The organism is Pedobacter gandavensis (assembly GCF_032677645.1).
Classification (GTDB): Bacteria; Bacteroidota; Bacteroidia; order Sphingobacteriales; family Sphingobacteriaceae; genus Pedobacter; species Pedobacter gandavensis_A.
The window spans coordinates 86,690-103,339 of the sequence record NZ_JAVTSB010000012.1; the positions used below are offsets into that span (position 1 = coordinate 86,690).

A 16,650-nucleotide genomic window follows, 5' to 3' on the forward strand; every position below is an offset into this window, starting at 1 on the left:
TGGTAAAAAGGCATTAAAAGAAGAATAGATGACAATTTAAATGATATAATAGCATGTGTAAAACGAGAGTATTAAGTACCAAAGGAGATACCGTGATCAGCAGTTGTATGGGATGCAAGATGTATTACCTCTGGCATAATAATTTGTTGCTGAATTTCAGCATGGAGGGTTTTGAAGCCTTTAGAGGCGTGGTGTTCAGTCTGCCTTTTCAAAAGAACAGTCTGCCATTTCCGGATGAAGTGGAACGGATTATCCTGCATACCCCAAACGACGACATCTGTTTTGCCTTCTGCCAGGAGGAGTTCGAGTGCTTCAAGCTCGCCATTGACGAGTCTATTTACATGAATGAAGTCTACCAGCTCATGGCAAAATAGCAAATGCAATCCAGGCCGGCAACAGAGAACCGGAAGCTTCCCTTAGCCTGCTGAAACAAAGAATTTTTGGTAACAAAACAATCATAGTTTTGGTTAACGCTCAATTCCGTTATATTTGTCTATCTAATACATCGAAAATCAAGTTTTAACCATTCCCTATAAATGAGTACGAATACAGTAGTTTCTCCATCAGAATTTGAATTGGTTTCTGGTTTAGAAATCCACGTACAGCTAAATACGAAATCAAAAATCTTCTCCTCAGATAGTGCTTCTTTCGGGGCTAAACCCAATGAACACATCTCAGCAGTCTCACTAGCCTTACCCGGTGCGTTACCAAAACTAAATAAAGAGGTAGTCGCAAAAGCCGTTAGAATGGGTCTGGCCCTGAATTGTACCATCAACGAAATCAATTACTTTGACCGTAAGAATTATTTCTATGCAGATCTTCCGAAAGGATACCAGATCACGCAAGACAATAAACCGATCTGTCAGAATGGTTTCCTGAATGTGACTTTGCCAAATGGCGAGGAAAAAAGAATAGGAATCAACAGAATCCACCTGGAAGAGGATGCCGGAAAAAGCATCCACGATCAGGACGACCGTTACTCTTTTGTAGACCTTAACCGCGCAGGCGTTCCCCTGATAGAAATCGTGACCGAGCCTGATATCCGTTCTGCGGAAGAAGCTTCTGCCTTACTTTTAGAAATCAGGAAACTGGTACGTCACCTGGACGTGAGTGATGGTAATATGGAAGAAGGTAGTTTGCGTTGCGATGCCAACATTTCTATCCGTAAATTCGGAACCACGGAATTCGGAACACGCTGCGAAGTGAAAAACCTGAACTCTATCCGTAATGTACGCAGAGCGATGGATTTTGAGTTCAACCGTCAGGAGGAAGTAATTTCTGCCGGGGGTAGAATCATCCAGAGTACCTTAACTTTCGATGCAGATCAAGGTACAACCGCCCCGATGAGAACCAAAGAAGAGGCCAATGATTACCGCTATTTCCCTGATCCTGACCTTCCTCCAATACATATCTCTGCCGAATGGCTGGCGCAAATCAAGTTTGATATGCCCGCATTACCGGCAGAAATCTCTAAGCAATTAGTTGCCGACTTTGGCGTTAATGCTTCTGAGGCTGCTATGCTTTCTGAAGACCGCGATTTACTGGCCTATTTTAATAGCGCTTTACCAATCGTAGATCAGAAGAAAAGTCTGGTCAACTGGTTAACCGGTTCCATCAGGGCCTTATTAAGTGAGCAGGGGATCAGCATTGCTGAATTTAAACTGGCACCCGCACAACTGGCCGAACTGATCAACCTGGTAGACCATAAAAAGATTACCCAGCAAATTGCCTTACAGCAACTGCTTCCGGAGCTGATTAAAAACCCTGAAACCGAAGTGATGGTCATGGCTGCTTCCCTAAATCTATTGATTGTAGAGAACAGCGATGAATTATCCGGCTTCGTAGACGAAGTACTGGCGAAGTTTGATGCCCAGGTACAAGCCTATAAAAAAGGTAAAAAAGGTGTCTTAGGACTATTTGTTGGGGAAGTGATGAAGCTGGCCAAAGGAAAAGCCGACGCACAGAAAATAAACGAATTATTACAAGACAAATTAAAGTAAAAGAATACAAATGAAAAAACTCGGATATCTGTTATTGATCTGTTTTGCATTTACTGCATGTAAAGATAAAAGTAAATTTACCATCAGCGGAGAATTTAAAAACGCAACACCTAAAAGTAAAGTATACCTATACGGGTTACAAAAAGAGAACGCACTTCCTTTAGATTCTACGGTGCTTTCTGAAAAAGGGGAGTTTAAATTCTCGCACAGCACACCAGGTGTCGATTTCTTTAGAATTTCTGCCGGACATAGCCAATACATGATCATCGCTCAGAATGGCGACGACATTAAAATCGCTGCCGATTTATCAGATAAAAACTTAGATTATACCATATCCGGTGCAAAAGAAGCCGATAAATTACAGGAACTGAATGCGGTTAAAAACCAGTACATGGCTAAACTAGGTAAGATTCAGGCTGAATTTGAAGAAGCCGTAACTGCACAGCCTGCCAAAAGGGAAGAGATTATGGAGCAGATCAGACCTAAGTACACCGAAGAAATCAACGGATTGAATAAAGCAGTCTTGAAGTTTGCACAGGAAAACAGCAATTCATTAGCTGGTTTCTATGCCATCAACTTGTTAAACCCTGCTGAATTTGAGCAGGAAATGGTAGCCTACTCTGATAAAATCAAAAGCAGTTTCAATGACAATCCTTCGGTAACGGAGTTTTTAACGAAAATGTCTAAGCTTAAATCATTGTCAGTAGGGTCACAGGCACCAGACTTTACCATTGCCGGTATAGATGGTAAACCAGTTAAATTATCAGATTTCAAAGGTAAATATGTACTGATTGATTTCTGGGCTTCCTGGTGTATGCCTTGTCGCCAGGAGAATCCAAACCTGGTAAAAGCTTACAATACTTTCAAAGATAAGAACTTTACCATCCTTGGAATTTCCTTAGATAAAGATGCAGCAGCATGGAAAAACGCCATTGCAGCAGATCATTTAACATGGACTCATGCTGGCGAATTGAAAGATTTTGACGGCCCTGTAGTGAGAATGTATGAGATCGAAGCGATCCCAAGTTCCTTTTTATTAGACCCTAACGGAAAGATCATCGCTAAAAACCTTCGTGGCGAAGCATTGGATGCTTTCTTGAATAAAACTTTAAAATAATCCTAAGTCCGTGTTAACACACTGGGAATACTTAACAATTTGTTAACTTGGCTTTAACGGTATATTGTAATTGATTACTTAATTTCGTAACAAATATTTAAAGCTATGAGCACCGTAAAACAAAAGATACTGATTGTTGATGATGAACCTGATATCCTTGAATTGATCGAGTATAACTTGAAAAAAGAAGGATATCAGGTTTTTTTGGCTAGTAATGGCCAGGAAGGAATTACGGTAGCAAAGAAGGTTCATCCTGATTTGATCATCCTTGACATCATGATGCCTAAAATGGATGGGATAGAGGCTTGCAGATTAATGCGCGCTATTCCGGAATTTAAAAACACCTTCATGGTATTCCTTACCGCCAGAAGTGAAGAGTACTCAGAGATTGCCGGATTTAATGTAGGCGCGGATGATTATATCGCCAAACCGATTAAGCCACGTGCCTTAGTGAGTAGAATTAATGCCATATTAAGAAGAAATTCAAGTGCCGACGAAGTTTCTGACAATAAAGTAGAAATCGGAGATCTGGTCATTGACAGAGAAGCTTATCTGGTATTCCAGGGTGGAAATAAAGTAGTCTTAGCCAAAAAAGAATTCGAATTATTGTACTTACTAGCCTCTAAACCGGGAAAAGTATACACCAGAGAGTCTATCCTTAAGAACATCTGGGAAGACTCCGTAGTGGTTACCAACCGTACAATTGATGTGCATATCCGCAAACTTCGCGAGAAATTAGGTGAGACTTATGTAGCAACTGTAAAGGGTGTAGGCTATAAATTCGAACTTTCTTAGTATTTTTGTACAGTATTAAATCCACTGTATTGAAATATCCTTCTTTTAAAGATCTTATCCTATTCGAAAACGATGATTATATCGTCGTAAATAAACCTCCATTTGTAGCCTCTCTTGATGAGCGTGGCGGATCTGGCGAGGTCAATATATTACGTTTGGCAAGGCAGTATTCTGCTGACGCACAGGTATGTCATCGTTTAGACAAAGAAACTTCAGGCGCGATTATCATCGCGAAAACTCCTGATGCCTATCGCAACGTTGCGATTCAATTTGAAAAGCGTAGAGTGAACAAAGTATACCACGCGGTGGTAGACGGACAGTTTACTTTTAACGAGCTGTTTATCGACCTTCCCATCCTTAACGACGGGAATAAGAGCGTTACCATCGACAGAAAAGAGGGTAAACGTGCAGAAACCATTTTTAATTCCATAAAAAATTACCGTCATTATACCCTGGTAGAATGTAAGCCGATTACCGGCCGTATGCACCAGATCAGAATCCATTTGGCTACACAACGCGCTGCAATTGCCGGTGACGATATGTACCGTGGAAAACCAGTATTCTTATCGGCCATTAAAAAAGGATACCGCATTGCAAAAGATGATGAAGAACTTCCGATCATGAAACGTTTTGCTTTACATGCCAGACATTTGGTATTTAAAGGACTAGACGGTAATGATATCGTAATCGACGCACCATATCCTAAGGATTTTGCAACACTGATTAAACTACTTGATAAATTTGACGCTTAAACGCTAAGATATGTATGTACGGATGGTAAATTATGTAGACAGAATTAACCAATACCGGAAGACTAAAATCTCGAACAGGAACTTTCTGGTTATTGCAGCATTGATTGTTGGGGTCCTTGCCGGACTTGCAGCTTCCCTGCTGAAAGCCATGACGCACCATATCGAGGATTTCCTGCAAACAGGGTTTCAATGGCAATACAAATATTACCTCTTCTTCTTTTTTCCCTTTATTGGGATCTTGTTGTCGGTGATGTATGTCCGGCGATTCATCAGAAGAGGGAAATTTGAAACCGGATTAACCCCTTTGCTGTACACCATCTCCAGAAAATCAAGTAAGGTAGAACCGCATAATATTTATTCCCAAATCATCACTGCCGCCTTAACGGTAGGCTTTGGTGGTTCTACGGGTCTGGAAGCGCCTATTGTAACCAGTGGTGCGGGCATCGGATCTGTAGTTGGCCGTTTCCTGGACTTGTCCTACAAGGAGACGACCATGCTTTTGGCTTGTGGAGCCGCTGCGGGGATCGCAGCAGCCTTTAACGCCCCGATTGCAGGGATTGTGTTCGCTGTAGAAATTCTGCTCCCTGAGTTCAGTATTCCCGCCTTTATCCCCTTGTTGCTGGCTTCGGCCACGGCAGCCGTAGTGGCCAGGTTATTTTATAATGAACAACTATTCTTCCTGGTAACCGAAGGCTGGAAAATGGAAGCCCTGATCTACTATGTGATCCTGGCCGTATTCATCGGTTTATTCTCCATCTATTTCACAAAAGTAAGTGCTTTCATAAAAAGCTCCTTCTATAAGATTCAAAACCCCTATAAAAAGGTGGTTATAGGTGGATTAATGTTAGGGATAATGGTGTTTCTATTCCCTACCTTATATGGTGAGGGATACATTACCATTAAAAACCTGTTGGCTGGAAACCATGATGTCATATTAAGCAACAGTATCTTTTCTGATTTTAGCCACCTGCCCTGGTTGGTATTAATCTTTACATTGGCAACACTTTTTGCTAAATCTGCGGCCACGCTGATCACCTTAAGTGCCGGTGGAAACGGAGGAATCTTTGCACCCAGCTTAATTATGGGCGGACTGATGGGCTTTATGCTCGCTTTTACGGTCAACACCCTGGGTATTGCCCAGCTTAATGTGGGCAATTTTATTGTGGCCGGAATGGCTGGTGCTTTAAGTGCCATCATGCATGCGCCGCTAACCGGAATCTTCCTGATCGCCGAAATTACCGGTGGTTATGAGTTAATGGTGCCCCTGATGATTGTTTCCGCAGTTTCTTACCTGATCAACCGCAGTAAAAACAAATACTCAATCTATACCAAGCCGCTTGCGGAAAAAGGAGAGTTGCTTTCTTATGAAGACAAAGACTCCACGGTATTGAACATGATGAAACTGAGGTATCTGATAGAAAAAGATTACCTGGTTTTAAATCAGGATGATCTGATTGTGGATCGTTTAGCAGAGATTCTTCAATCCAAAAGAAGTGTTTTCCCAGTGGTTGCCGAGGAAGACCAGAGCTTTAAAGGGATCATCTATTTGGAAGAATTGCTGAAAAAAGGGATTAACCATATCGATCATCTGGAAGTAACGGCCAATGATTTAATTGTAGAAGCGCCAGATACGGTACAAATCAATGATCCAATGAGAATTGTGATGCAGAAGATGGAAAAAGAGAATGTCTGGGCCTTGCCCGTGCTGACAGAAGAAGGTCGGTACATGGGCTTCGTTTCTAAAACCACCATCTTTAATAAATACCGGAAATTATTAGCCCGACAGGCTGATTACATGGAATAAAAAAAATGCCAGCTTCCTTCAGGGAGCTGGCATTTTCAGTTCATATGGACTGCTTTAAAAGCTTATTCTGCCGTTCTCTTTAGTCCGAATTTCTCAATCTTACTGTAAAGGTGACTACGCTGAATATCGATGTCGTCGGCTGTCTTCGACACGTTCCAGTTGTTTTTCTCTAGTTTGAACTTGATAAATTCCTTCTCTGCATGATCTTTATAATCCTGGAAGTTACTAAAGCTGTCATAGTTCTGACTTACCGTACGGGCAGCTTGCTGACCAGCAGGTGTAGCATGTGCGGCACCGATATTTGTGCCCCCACCAGGGTTTGCAAAAGCGGCTACGTCTTGTTCAGTAATGGCTTTATCACTCAGGATGATTAAACGTTCGATCATATTGTGTAACTCACGCACGTTTCCGGTCCATGGTAAAGCCTGTAAGGCTGCCATAGCCGCATCACCGATCTTTTTAAGCGGCATTCCATACTCTTTACAGATTTCTTCCAGGAAGTGCTGTGCGATCTCCGGAATGTCTTCAATACGTTCAGTTAAATGAGGAACGTGGATATTGATCACGTTTAAGCGGTGGTATAAATCCATACGGAAATTACCATCTTCGATTTCTTTTAACAGGTCTTTATTGGTTGCGGCAAGTACTCTTACGTTCACTTCCAGTTCTTTTTCGCCACCCACACGGCTGATTTTGTGCTCTTGTAAAGCACGCAATACTTTCGCCTGAGCAGAAAGGCTCATATCACCAATCTCATCCAGAAATAAAGTTCCGCCATTGGCCAGTTCAAATTTACCGATACGCTGTTTTACAGCGGAAGTAAAAGATCCTTTCTCATGTCCAAATAACTCACTTTCGATCAGTTCAGAAGGGATAGCTGCACAGTTCACCTCGATTAAAGGGTTGTCTGCACGGTTGGATTTTTCATGTAACCAACGCGCTACAAGTTCTTTACCACTACCATTGGCACCAGTAATTAAAACTCTGGCATCAGTAGGGGCAACGCGCTCAATAGTTTCTTTGATTTTTCCAATACTATCAGAACTACCCAGGATATCTCTTGTCTTGCTGGCTCTTCTCTTTAATACTTTAGTTTCGGTGACTAAAGTACCTCTGTCCAGCGCATTTCTTACCGTGATTAATAAACGGTTTAAATCTGGTGGTTTAGAGATAAAGTCGAAGGCTCCTTTTTTGCTGGCTTCAATGGCTGTTTCTACTGTTCCATGACCAGAGATCATGATAAAAGGAAGATCAGGACTATGGGCTTGTGCCAATTCCAGCACTTCCATTCCGTCCATTTTATTCATCTTAATGTCGCATAAAACCAGATCAAATTTCTTTTTTTTAATCAGATCTAAACCATCAACACCATTATCAATATCATCTACTTCGTAATTTTCATACTCCAGGATCTCACGAAGTGTGCTCCTTATTGCGCGTTCATCATCAATTATTAATAATCTTGCCATAGGTATTGCTCATCAATTTTAATAGGAATACGAATATATTATTTTCATTTGAATAAAATTACTTTTAACACTGTTGATACAGGGCTTCTGTAATTTATCCGGTTGGATAAAACTTTTTTGTAAGGTAGGGAATATACAAAAAAATGCAAGCCTATAAGCCGGGTTCTGTAAACTGATTGCTCAGAGTTTCTACCATTAATCCAGTATAAATGTTGCCATTTATCTCTAACGACCTACCCGCTAACATCGGACGAGCAGCCCTACATGCGTTAGCCTATTTGGTCTTTCAACTCCCGGGGTTTACCAGCAATCCGGTTGCCCGGAATACTCGTGAGCTCTTACCTCACGTTTTCAACCTTACCTGTGCTTAAAAAGCCATCGGCGGTATGTTTTCTGCGGCACTTTCCATAACTCAGGTATTCAATCCTAAGCCTCTTCCCGTTAGGAAGCGGGATGCTCTGTGTTGCCCGGACTTTCCTCTCCGATAAATCGCAGCGATAGAACAGCTTGCATTTTTTGTGCGACAAAGATATAAAAAAACCGCGCTTATTTGGTATAAGGGAACTCTTTTAGCGCTTTTGGAATCAGCTCATCGCTCAGTGCATAGGTATTTGCACCATATGTTTTCTTATAATAACGCCACAATAGGGTGCCATCAGGACCCTCACTAAGACTTAAGGTTAAACCTGCGGAGTAGTAAACCGGATCTTCTGTTGTTTTGCTGGTGGTTCCGGTTACAGGGCTAGAGGTAGTTGTAGTTGTCGAGTTTGATCTTCCTCTGTATATAACAACCTCAGGAAGCGGTCTTTCTGTTTCGTAAAGCGTTGAGACTACCGCGTCAACACCCAGTATTTTAGCCATTTCAGCTTTAGTAAAGCCCGTTGTCTTCTGACTCTCTTCTGCTCTTTTTAATAAAATGTTAGTCGTCTCGATGTCCTGAATCTTTACCGACATCTTGTTGGATTTTGGCAGCAAATAGCTGTACAAATTAGATTGTAAGATGATACCAGAATTGATTTCGGCAGTATGTTCAGCTTCAGTGTTGAAGTTCATTTGTTGTGTCTTATACACAAATCTGACCTCTACCGGTAAAATCGCAATGGTTTTATGCGTTTTTAGGCTGGTGTTCAGTTCTGGACTAAGGTAGGTTTCTTTTGGAAGCCCAAATTGGGCCTGACTAAGATTCGCTATCCCCATAGCTAGCCCTAGTAAAATTGCTTTTTTCATAATGATTTCATTGATGTGTAAAGCAATAGTATGTATTATTTTAATAACCAGGGGCCTGAAATTGAAAATGATTCCCCGTAATTACTCAGGTTTTATGGAATCGACTGTAAGGTAGGTGTTTAAAGTAGAACGCAGGATCGCATGTACGGTATGCCTTCGGCATGCTGTGGCTTAAATGCCCTTTTTTTTGTCGCGAATAACCCCTGTTGCGATGAACGCAGTATTATATCTTTGATCATCACGCAGACCATATAAAATTTATGAGCAATATTATTTTTGATAGCGGAATATCACTTGATGGCTTTTTCGCTGGTGAAAACAGGAGTCCAGAAAACCCAATGGGTGGCGTTTCACCAAAAATTCACAGCTGGCTGTTTAAACAAAAAGCATTTTGGAAACACATCAATATGGAAGGTGGTGAAGAGTATGGTGCAGACAGTAAATTGATTGATGACGTGTTTGAAAGAACAGGTGCTTACATTATGGGAAAGCGAATGTTCGAAGAAGGTGAAGTCCATTGGAAAGAAGATTTGTACAAAGCAGATGTCTATGTGCTGACACATGAAAAACGGGAACCCTGGGTTCAAAAGGGGGCAACAACTTTTTATTTCATTAATGACGGGATACAAAGTGCCTTAGAAAAGGCAAAACAATCCGCCAAAGGAAAGGATATAAAAATACAGGGTGGTGCAAATACTATTCAACAATTTCTTAATGCAGGGCTTGTGGATGAGTTTTTCATTCATATTGCCCCTGTTTTTTTAGGAAGGGGTATCCGACTGTTTGAGAATATTCAAGACCTGTATGATATTCAAATTGTAGAAGTAATACCATCAGACTTAACCACACACCTGAGATACAAATTGACGAGGAAATAAGCACAAAAAGGCTGAACCCTCTAAATGAAAATCAGAGAATTCAGCCTTTTATAATATAAACCCGGACAGAACGCCAGATTGATTTTCTATTTACATTTTTTAAGATCTTCGGCAGTTTGTTCTGCGGTATACATCCCTTGTTTATTACCAAAAGAGTTGGTGATGTAAACTACGATCCTGGCAATGTCGATATTGGCCAGTGTCTGGAAATCAGGCATTTTCTCTTCATATTTCTTTCCATGAATCGTAATGGCTTCGCTCATTCCATTTTTAATGTAACAAGCCAGCTTATTCCTGTTTTCTTTTAGAAATACGGTATCCGTAAGGGGAGGAGCAAGGGCTCCTAAACCTTCGCCTTTAGCACCATGACAATTCTGGCAATATTTAATATAGTAATCTCTTCCGTTGGTATAATACATGTCCTGTTTTACCTGGTCTGCACTTTGGCAGGAGTAAATCATCATCATGAACGTGAAGAGTACGGGAATCGAGATCAGTAGTCTGCGCATGGTTATTTTTTATCTTCAGCAAGTAAAATGGCCACATCTTTTTTCAGCTGTGCGACCTGTTTGTCGTCTGTACCATCATAAGCACCACGCAAACGTTTATTTTTGTCGATCAACATCAACCATCCCTGGTGAATATAACCATCTCTGTTGGTGCTGTCTTCCATTACCGCTACCAGATAGTCTTTTTCTGCGATTTTATATACGCTATCTTTTGATCCGTATACAAATTGCCATTTCGGGCCATCAACACCCAACTTTTGTGCGTATTTTTTTAATACTGATGGGGTATCGTATTTAAAATCGATGGTATGGGAAAGGAACATCACTTCAGGATTTTCTTTATACTCCTCAAAAATAGTTTTCATATTTCTGTGCATCGTCGGACAAATCGTAGTACAAGAAGTAAAGAAGAAATCTGCGATATAAATTTTGTCTTTGAATGTATCATTATTGATCAAAACGCTATCCTGATTTAAGAAACTAAAAGCAGGAATGCTTTTGTAAAGCGTGTCTACACCCAATGAGCCATCCGAGTTTGTAACCGTTATCGCCTCTCTGGGGCCTAAAATCGGTAGTTTTTTATTGTCCGAGCAAGAGGAAACGAAGAGAGCGAGCGCAAATAGAAACGTGGAGGGAAGGGAAAAGTTTAGCTTCATCATATTTTAACATTGAATTTCGGTAAAGGTAACTAAAATGAAATTAACCCTTTCATTATGGTAAGGTCTACTATTGCCACAACAACGTCATGAAATTAATAATCCCGTCTTAATCAACGCTAAAACCCAGCTTTCGTTGATTTTTCCGGCTTAGGCACCGCCTTTGAACAGGGCTCTGGTAAAATTAGAATACTAATGGAAAATCCAATGATCTTTGTGCGTATTGCTACCATAAATGATATAAAATACGTAGATGAAATAATTCAGGAAACCGAATCCTCTGCTATTGCCCGTGGATCGGGTATTTCAAAAAGAACGCCAGAATCGCTGGCGCAGAAGATGAGAGATGAAAAAGCGGTGATTGCCGTTACCAGCAATGGAGAATGGGTTGGCTTTGCTTATTTTGAAACCTGGGAAAATGACCAGTTCATTTCCAACTCCGGACTGATTGTGGCGCCCAAATTCAGAAAATCAGGCGTAGCCAGAGCCATTAAAGAAAGAATTTTCAAAATCTCCAGAAGAAGATACCCTCAGGCAAAAGTATTCAGTATCACTTCCGGGATGGCCATCATGAAGATGAATACCCAGCTAGGCTTCGAACCCGTCACTTTTGCGGAGATTACCCATGACCCTAATTTTTGGGAAGGCTGCAAAAGCTGTGTCAATTACGACGTATTAGAAGGTAAGAAAAAATGCAATTGCCTCTGTACAGCTATGTTGTTTGATCCGGAAAAGGTAAAGCAAGAACAGCAATTGCAACTTTCCGCAGCATCTTATCAGCGTTATTTTTCCAGTACAAAACACTCTTCCTAAATAGATCACCCTATAAAAAACAGCTATGAATACCCATACAGAAAACACAACCGGCCAAAGGCCAGACTTGTACACCTTAAGCGAAGACCCGCTTCAACTGTTAAAGAAACTCATTGCTACACCTTCTTTTTCTGGCGAAGAAAACGATACTGCCGATCTGATTGAAGCTTTCCTGCACCAGCATGGTGTTTTCACTTTTCGCAAGCGCAATAACATCTGGTGCTACAACAAGAACTTTGATCCCGCAAAACCAACCTTATTATTAAACTCCCACCACGATACGGTAAGGCCAACGAAAGCCTGGAATTTCAATCCTTTTCTGCCCTTTATCCAGGTAGGGAAACTTTATGGCCTGGGTAGCAACGATGCCGGAGGATGTCTGGTGTCGCTGATGGCTACTTTCCTGCATTTTCACGAATTTGAAAACCTGCCTTATAACATTTGTCTGGCGGCAACCGCAGAAGAAGAGACTTCCGGTGAGTATGGATTGAAAAGCATCCTCTCTGAGCTTCATAACATCGAATTTGCCATTGTAGGAGAACCTACACAAATGGAAATGGCGGTTGCGGAGAAAGGCTCGATGGTGTTGGATTGTACCAGTTTTGGAAAACCCGGACATGCCGCAAGAGAAGAAGGCGATAATGCCATTTATAAGGCGCTTATAGATATCCAGTGGTTTTCAGATTTTATCTTTCCCATCGAAGGCGATTTGTTAAGTCCGGTGAAGATGACGGTAACCGAGGTTCATGCCGGTTTACAGCACAATATTGTACCCGGAGAATGTGATTTTACCGTAGATATCCGTTTTACGCATAGCTATACGCCAAAAGAAATATTAACCACCATTGAAAACCATACCAGCTGTCAGATTAAAGTGAGGCCTAACCTCATGAAACCTTCTTTTATTGATGGCAATCACCCTTTAGTGCGGGCAGGTCGGGAAATTGGTAAAACAACGTATTGCTCTCCAACAAGTTCCGATCAGGGCTGGCTGGATGTTCCTTCCTTAAAAATGGGGCCGGGGGACTCCGCCAGATCCCATACGGCCGATGAATACATCTACGTAGAGGAAATCAGAGCTGGAATTGTAACTTACATCTGGATGCTGGAGAAATTATTTAGCAACCATGACCGTAAGAAAAACTTACTTGTGTCAGATAATTATTATAATTGTTGAAATTAACGATATGCAAGACACCGTCCTAATCATAGACGACGAGAAAAAGATCTGTAGCCTTTTGGCAAGGATTATAGAGCTGGAAGGATTTAAAGTGTTTCAGGCAAACACCGGAAAGGAAGGATTGAAAACCCTCGCCATGCAGGATGTAAATGTCGTGATCAGCGATGTGAAACTCCCCGATTTTAACGGGGTGGAACTGGTCAAAGAGATCAAAAAGATTAAGCCTTATGTAGAAGTCATCAACCTGACCGCCCATGGAACCATCTCTGATGGTGTAATGGCGATGAGGAACGGTGCTTTTGATTACATCACTAAAGGCGATGATAATGATAAGATTATTCCATTGGTCTATAAAGCCATGGATAAAGTGAAGCTCCAGCGAAGGGTATACGATCTGGAGAATAAAATCAGCAAAAAATATAGCTTTAGCAATATACTCGGACAGTCGAAAGCCATGAAAGAGGCCCTGGATCTGGCGCAGAAAGTAGCAGGAACAGATACCACCGTACTTTTACTCGGAGAAACAGGAACCGGAAAGGAAGTTTTCGCCCAGGCCATTCATTATGAGAGTCCGAGGAAAAATAAACCATTTGTTGCACTGAACTGTAGCGGATTTAATCCGGAACTGTTAGAAAGTGAGCTTTTTGGTTATAAACAAGGTGCTTTTACCGGTGCCAACAAAGACAAAAGAGGTTTGATGGAAGAAGCCCATGAAGGGACTTTGTTTTTAGATGAAATCGGAGAGATGAACCTGGATTTACAGGCAAAGCTTTTGAGAGTATTGGAAAATCAAACCTTCATCAAATTGGGGGATACCCAGACCAGTAAAGTGAATGTCAGGATCATAGCCGCCACCAACAGGAGCCTCAAAGAAGAAGCCGATGCAGGGAGGTTTAGATTAGATCTGTATTACCGCCTTTCCGTGTTTTCTATTGAGTTGCCAAATCTTGCGCAGCGGAAAACAGATATCATGATGATCGCTAAATATTACCTGAAGGAATTTTCAGCAAAAGTGAATAAGCCGGATTTTACGATGGACGATAGTTTTGCTGAACTGCTGATGAAGCATGTCTGGAAGGGGAATATCCGCGAACTAAAAAACGTGATGGAAAGGGTCGTGATTCTCGCAGACGGGAATGTAGCTACGGCTAACCTGCTGCCTTATGAGTTTCATGCCGAAGTTCAGGAAGAGGATTCTATGAAAATGCAGGTCATGGAAAAACAGCACATCAATAAAGTATTGAAACACACCAGAGGGAATAAAACAGAGGCCTCCAGATTGCTAGGGATCGGTTTAACCACCCTATACCGTAAAATGGAGGAGTATAAAATCAGCTAAGTCTGAAAAGCAACTTATTCATAATGATAAAAAACCCTTCCATAATGGAAGGGTTTTTTTGTTGCTGATTTTTCTGTTTTCCTAAAAACAGGAGTTTTTGACTGGGAATCAGTGATTTGCAGTTGTCGCCGTGATTTTGGTATATGGATTGGCATAGGGGTATCAAAACAAGCCAACATATGTTAACAATCACACTATTAATTGCCCTGCTCCTGATGGTCTGGGTATTCTACAAATCCATCGACTGGTTCGAAAAAATCTAAAATTATGATCGCATTATTTCTTATCGCCATTGCCGTATTTATCTACATGGTATACGTGCTGATTAAACCCGAAAAATTTTAACTAAAGTTATGAACACTGAATTACTAGGTATTATTGCCACCTATGCCATTACGCTGCTAATCGGAATACCCCTGGGTATTTATCTGGCAAAAATGTTTGCAGGGGAAAAAGTCTGGACTGACTTTCTAAAGCCTCTTGAAAAAGGAATCTACAAATTATCCGGAATTAATCCGGAAGAATCCATGAACTGGAAGCAGCACTTGAAAGCGCTGCTAATGATCAATATGGTCTGGTTGATTTACGGCTTTTTTGCCCTGATCTATCAGGATAAATTGCCTTTAAATCCAGATGGTAACCTGGGGCAGTCGCCGGATCTTGCCTTTAACAGTATCATTAGTTTTGTGGTGAACTGTAACCTGCAACATTATTCAGGAGAAAGTGGTGCAACCTATTTCACACAGCATTTTGTATTTATGTTCTTACAATTTGTGAGTGCTGCAACAGGGATTGCCGCTGCGGTAGTGTTGTTTAAAGCATTCAGAGATAAAACAACCACCAATCTCGGTAACTTCTGGGTTTTCTTTACCCGTTCGATTACCCGTTTATTGTTGCCACTTTCTATCGTTGTAGCCACGATTCTTGCTTTCAACGGGACAACAACAAGTTATGAAGGAAAAGACCAGTTTATCTCGCTTCAAGGAGATACGGTAAATGTTTCCCGCGGTCCGGCAGCAGGTTTTGTGGCCATTAAACATTTAGGAACAAATGGTGGAGGCTGGTTTGGGGTCAATGGCGCGCATCCATTGGAAAACCCAAACTACCTTACCAATATGGTAGAAGTGATTTCACAGGTGATCATTCCGATTGCCATGGTATTCGCTTTCGGATACTTTATCCGCAGAAGGAAAATGGCCTGGGTGATCTTCGGAATCATGACCCTGGGAATGATGTTATTGCTCGTTCCAACAGTCATATCTGAAACTGGCGGTAGTCCAAATATTGCAAAAATGGGGGTTAATCAGCTCACAGGAGCCATGGAAGGGAAGGAAGTCCGCTTCGGACCAACTGCAACCGCTTACTGGAGTACGGTGACCACCATTATTTCTACCGGCTCGATCAACTCCATGCACGATAGTGCCATGCCTTTAACCGGAATGTATCAATTGATTGCCATGATGATGAACTGCTTCTACGGAGGCTGTGGGGTCGGGATATTGAACTACTTCATCTTTATCATCATTGCAGTTTTCATTTCCGGATTGATGGTGGGTAGAACGCCCGAATTCCTGGGGCATAAAGTAGAAGCCAGAGAAGTTAAAATTGCTTCGATTATCGCGCTTTTACACCCTTTTATTATCCTGGTTGGTACCGCGCTTGCGGCTTATACGGTCACTAATTATGCCGATATAGATTGGGCAGTGAAACCGGCAAACTGGTTAAATAATCCCGGTTTCCATGGCTTCTCCGAAATGTTGTATGAAACTACTTCGGCAGCTGCAAACAATGGTTCCGGCTTTGAAGGTTTAGGAGATAACAACATCTTCTGGAACGTAATGACGGGTTTTGTATTACTGCTTGGACGTTTCCTTCCGATTATTGGTCCGGTGGCTATCGCTGGATTACTGGCTTCGAAGAAATACATTCCTGAATCGGCAGGTACGTTAAAAACAGATACGTTAACCTTCGGGGTGATGACTTTTGTGGTGATCGTAATCATTGCTGCACTTGCCTTTTTCCCTGCATTAACGTTAGGCCCACTGGCCGAACATTTTAGCATGATTAAATAAGAGTAGCCTCAGGTAACCAATTAAAAATATTTTAATGCT

General features: G+C 41.5%; 16 protein-coding genes and 1 other RNA gene. 12 read left to right on the forward strand and 5 right to left on the reverse strand.

Annotated features, from left to right (window positions below):
* Positions 1-53: 53 nt before the first annotated feature.
* From R2Q66_RS19425 to R2Q66_RS19450, 6 genes are all read left to right on the forward strand, one after another.
* Positions 54-374 (forward strand): DUF6686 family protein, encoded by a 321-nt coding sequence (locus tag R2Q66_RS19425; protein WP_316752182.1) that lies wholly within the window; start codon positions 54-56, stop codon positions 372-374.
* Positions 375-536: 162 nt separating this feature from the next.
* Positions 537-2,000 (forward strand): Asp-tRNA(Asn)/Glu-tRNA(Gln) amidotransferase subunit GatB, encoded by a 1,464-nt coding sequence (gene gatB / locus R2Q66_RS19430; protein ID WP_316752184.1) that lies wholly within the window; start codon positions 537-539, stop codon positions 1,998-2,000.
* A gap of 10 nt (positions 2,001-2,010) precedes the next feature.
* Complete coding sequence (locus tag R2Q66_RS19435) at positions 2,011-3,117, forward strand: AhpC/TSA family protein (RefSeq protein WP_316752187.1); 1,107 nt, start codon at positions 2,011-2,013, stop codon at positions 3,115-3,117.
* Positions 3,118-3,222: 105 nt separating this feature from the next.
* Positions 3,223-3,912 carry a response regulator transcription factor gene (locus R2Q66_RS19440; protein WP_316752190.1) on the forward strand — a complete coding sequence of 230 codons (690 nt, stop codon included), beginning with the start codon at positions 3,223-3,225 and terminating at the stop codon, positions 3,910-3,912.
* Between the two features lie 29 nt (positions 3,913-3,941).
* On the forward strand, positions 3,942-4,664 hold the full coding sequence (locus tag R2Q66_RS19445) for an RluA family pseudouridine synthase (RefSeq protein ID WP_316752193.1): 723 nt from the start codon (positions 3,942-3,944) through the stop codon (positions 4,662-4,664).
* 10 nt (positions 4,665-4,674) lie between these two features.
* Positions 4,675-6,468 carry a chloride channel protein gene (locus tag R2Q66_RS19450; protein ID WP_316752196.1) on the forward strand — a complete coding sequence of 598 codons (1,794 nt, stop codon included), beginning with the start codon at positions 4,675-4,677 and terminating at the stop codon, positions 6,466-6,468.
* A 62-nt stretch (positions 6,469-6,530) separates the two neighbouring features.
* Here the strand turns inward: R2Q66_RS19450 and R2Q66_RS19455 are convergent, their stop codons facing one another.
* The 3 genes from R2Q66_RS19455 to R2Q66_RS19465 all read right to left on the reverse strand — a co-directional run bounded on the left by R2Q66_RS19455 (position 6,531) and on the right by R2Q66_RS19465 (position 9,164).
* Positions 6,531-7,937 (reverse strand): sigma-54 dependent transcriptional regulator, encoded by a 1,407-nt coding sequence (locus R2Q66_RS19455; RefSeq protein ID WP_316752199.1) that lies wholly within the window; start codon positions 7,935-7,937, stop codon positions 6,531-6,533.
* A gap of 138 nt (positions 7,938-8,075) precedes the next feature.
* Positions 8,076-8,451, reverse strand: an RNA gene (gene rnpB, locus R2Q66_RS19460) — RNase P RNA component class A.
* A 32-nt stretch (positions 8,452-8,483) separates the two neighbouring features.
* Entirely contained in the window at positions 8,484-9,164 is a 681-nt protein-coding gene (locus tag R2Q66_RS19465) for a hypothetical protein (RefSeq protein ID WP_316752202.1), read from the reverse strand.
* A 260-nt stretch (positions 9,165-9,424) separates the two neighbouring features.
* Here R2Q66_RS19465 and R2Q66_RS19470 point away from each other — a divergent pair, with 260 nt between their 5' ends.
* A complete protein-coding gene (locus R2Q66_RS19470; protein ID WP_316752204.1) occupies positions 9,425-10,042 on the forward strand; it encodes a dihydrofolate reductase family protein in 618 nt (205 codons plus the stop codon).
* Between the two features lie 86 nt (positions 10,043-10,128).
* Here R2Q66_RS19470 and R2Q66_RS19475 read toward each other — a convergent pair whose 3' ends face one another.
* Entirely contained in the window at positions 10,129-10,551 is a 423-nt protein-coding gene (locus R2Q66_RS19475; RefSeq protein ID WP_316752207.1) for a cytochrome c, read from the reverse strand.
* A gap of 2 nt (positions 10,552-10,553) precedes the next feature.
* Positions 10,554-11,210, reverse strand: coding sequence for an SCO family protein (locus R2Q66_RS19480; protein WP_410479443.1), 657 nt, complete (start codon positions 11,208-11,210; stop codon positions 10,554-10,556).
* 192 nt (positions 11,211-11,402) lie between these two features.
* Between R2Q66_RS19480 and R2Q66_RS19485 the strand changes: the two genes are divergently transcribed.
* The 5 genes from R2Q66_RS19485 to kdpA all read left to right on the forward strand — a co-directional run bounded on the left by R2Q66_RS19485 (position 11,403) and on the right by kdpA (position 16,611).
* Positions 11,403-12,020, forward strand: coding sequence for a GNAT family N-acetyltransferase (locus R2Q66_RS19485; RefSeq protein WP_316752210.1), 618 nt, complete (start codon positions 11,403-11,405; stop codon positions 12,018-12,020).
* A gap of 25 nt (positions 12,021-12,045) precedes the next feature.
* Entirely contained in the window at positions 12,046-13,197 is a 1,152-nt protein-coding gene (locus tag R2Q66_RS19490; protein WP_316752212.1) for a M20 family metallo-hydrolase, read from the forward strand.
* A 10-nt stretch (positions 13,198-13,207) separates the two neighbouring features.
* A complete protein-coding gene (locus R2Q66_RS19495; protein ID WP_316752214.1) occupies positions 13,208-14,539 on the forward strand; it encodes a sigma-54 dependent transcriptional regulator in 1,332 nt (443 codons plus the stop codon).
* A gap of 267 nt (positions 14,540-14,806) precedes the next feature.
* Positions 14,807-14,884 carry a potassium-transporting ATPase subunit F gene (locus R2Q66_RS19500; RefSeq protein ID WP_073235656.1) on the forward strand — a complete coding sequence of 26 codons (78 nt, stop codon included), beginning with the start codon at positions 14,807-14,809 and terminating at the stop codon, positions 14,882-14,884.
* Positions 14,885-14,892: 8 nt separating this feature from the next.
* Positions 14,893-16,611 carry a potassium-transporting ATPase subunit KdpA gene (gene kdpA / locus R2Q66_RS19505; RefSeq protein WP_316752216.1) on the forward strand — a complete coding sequence of 573 codons (1,719 nt, stop codon included), beginning with the start codon at positions 14,893-14,895 and terminating at the stop codon, positions 16,609-16,611.
* Positions 16,612-16,650: the final 39 nt, after the last annotated feature.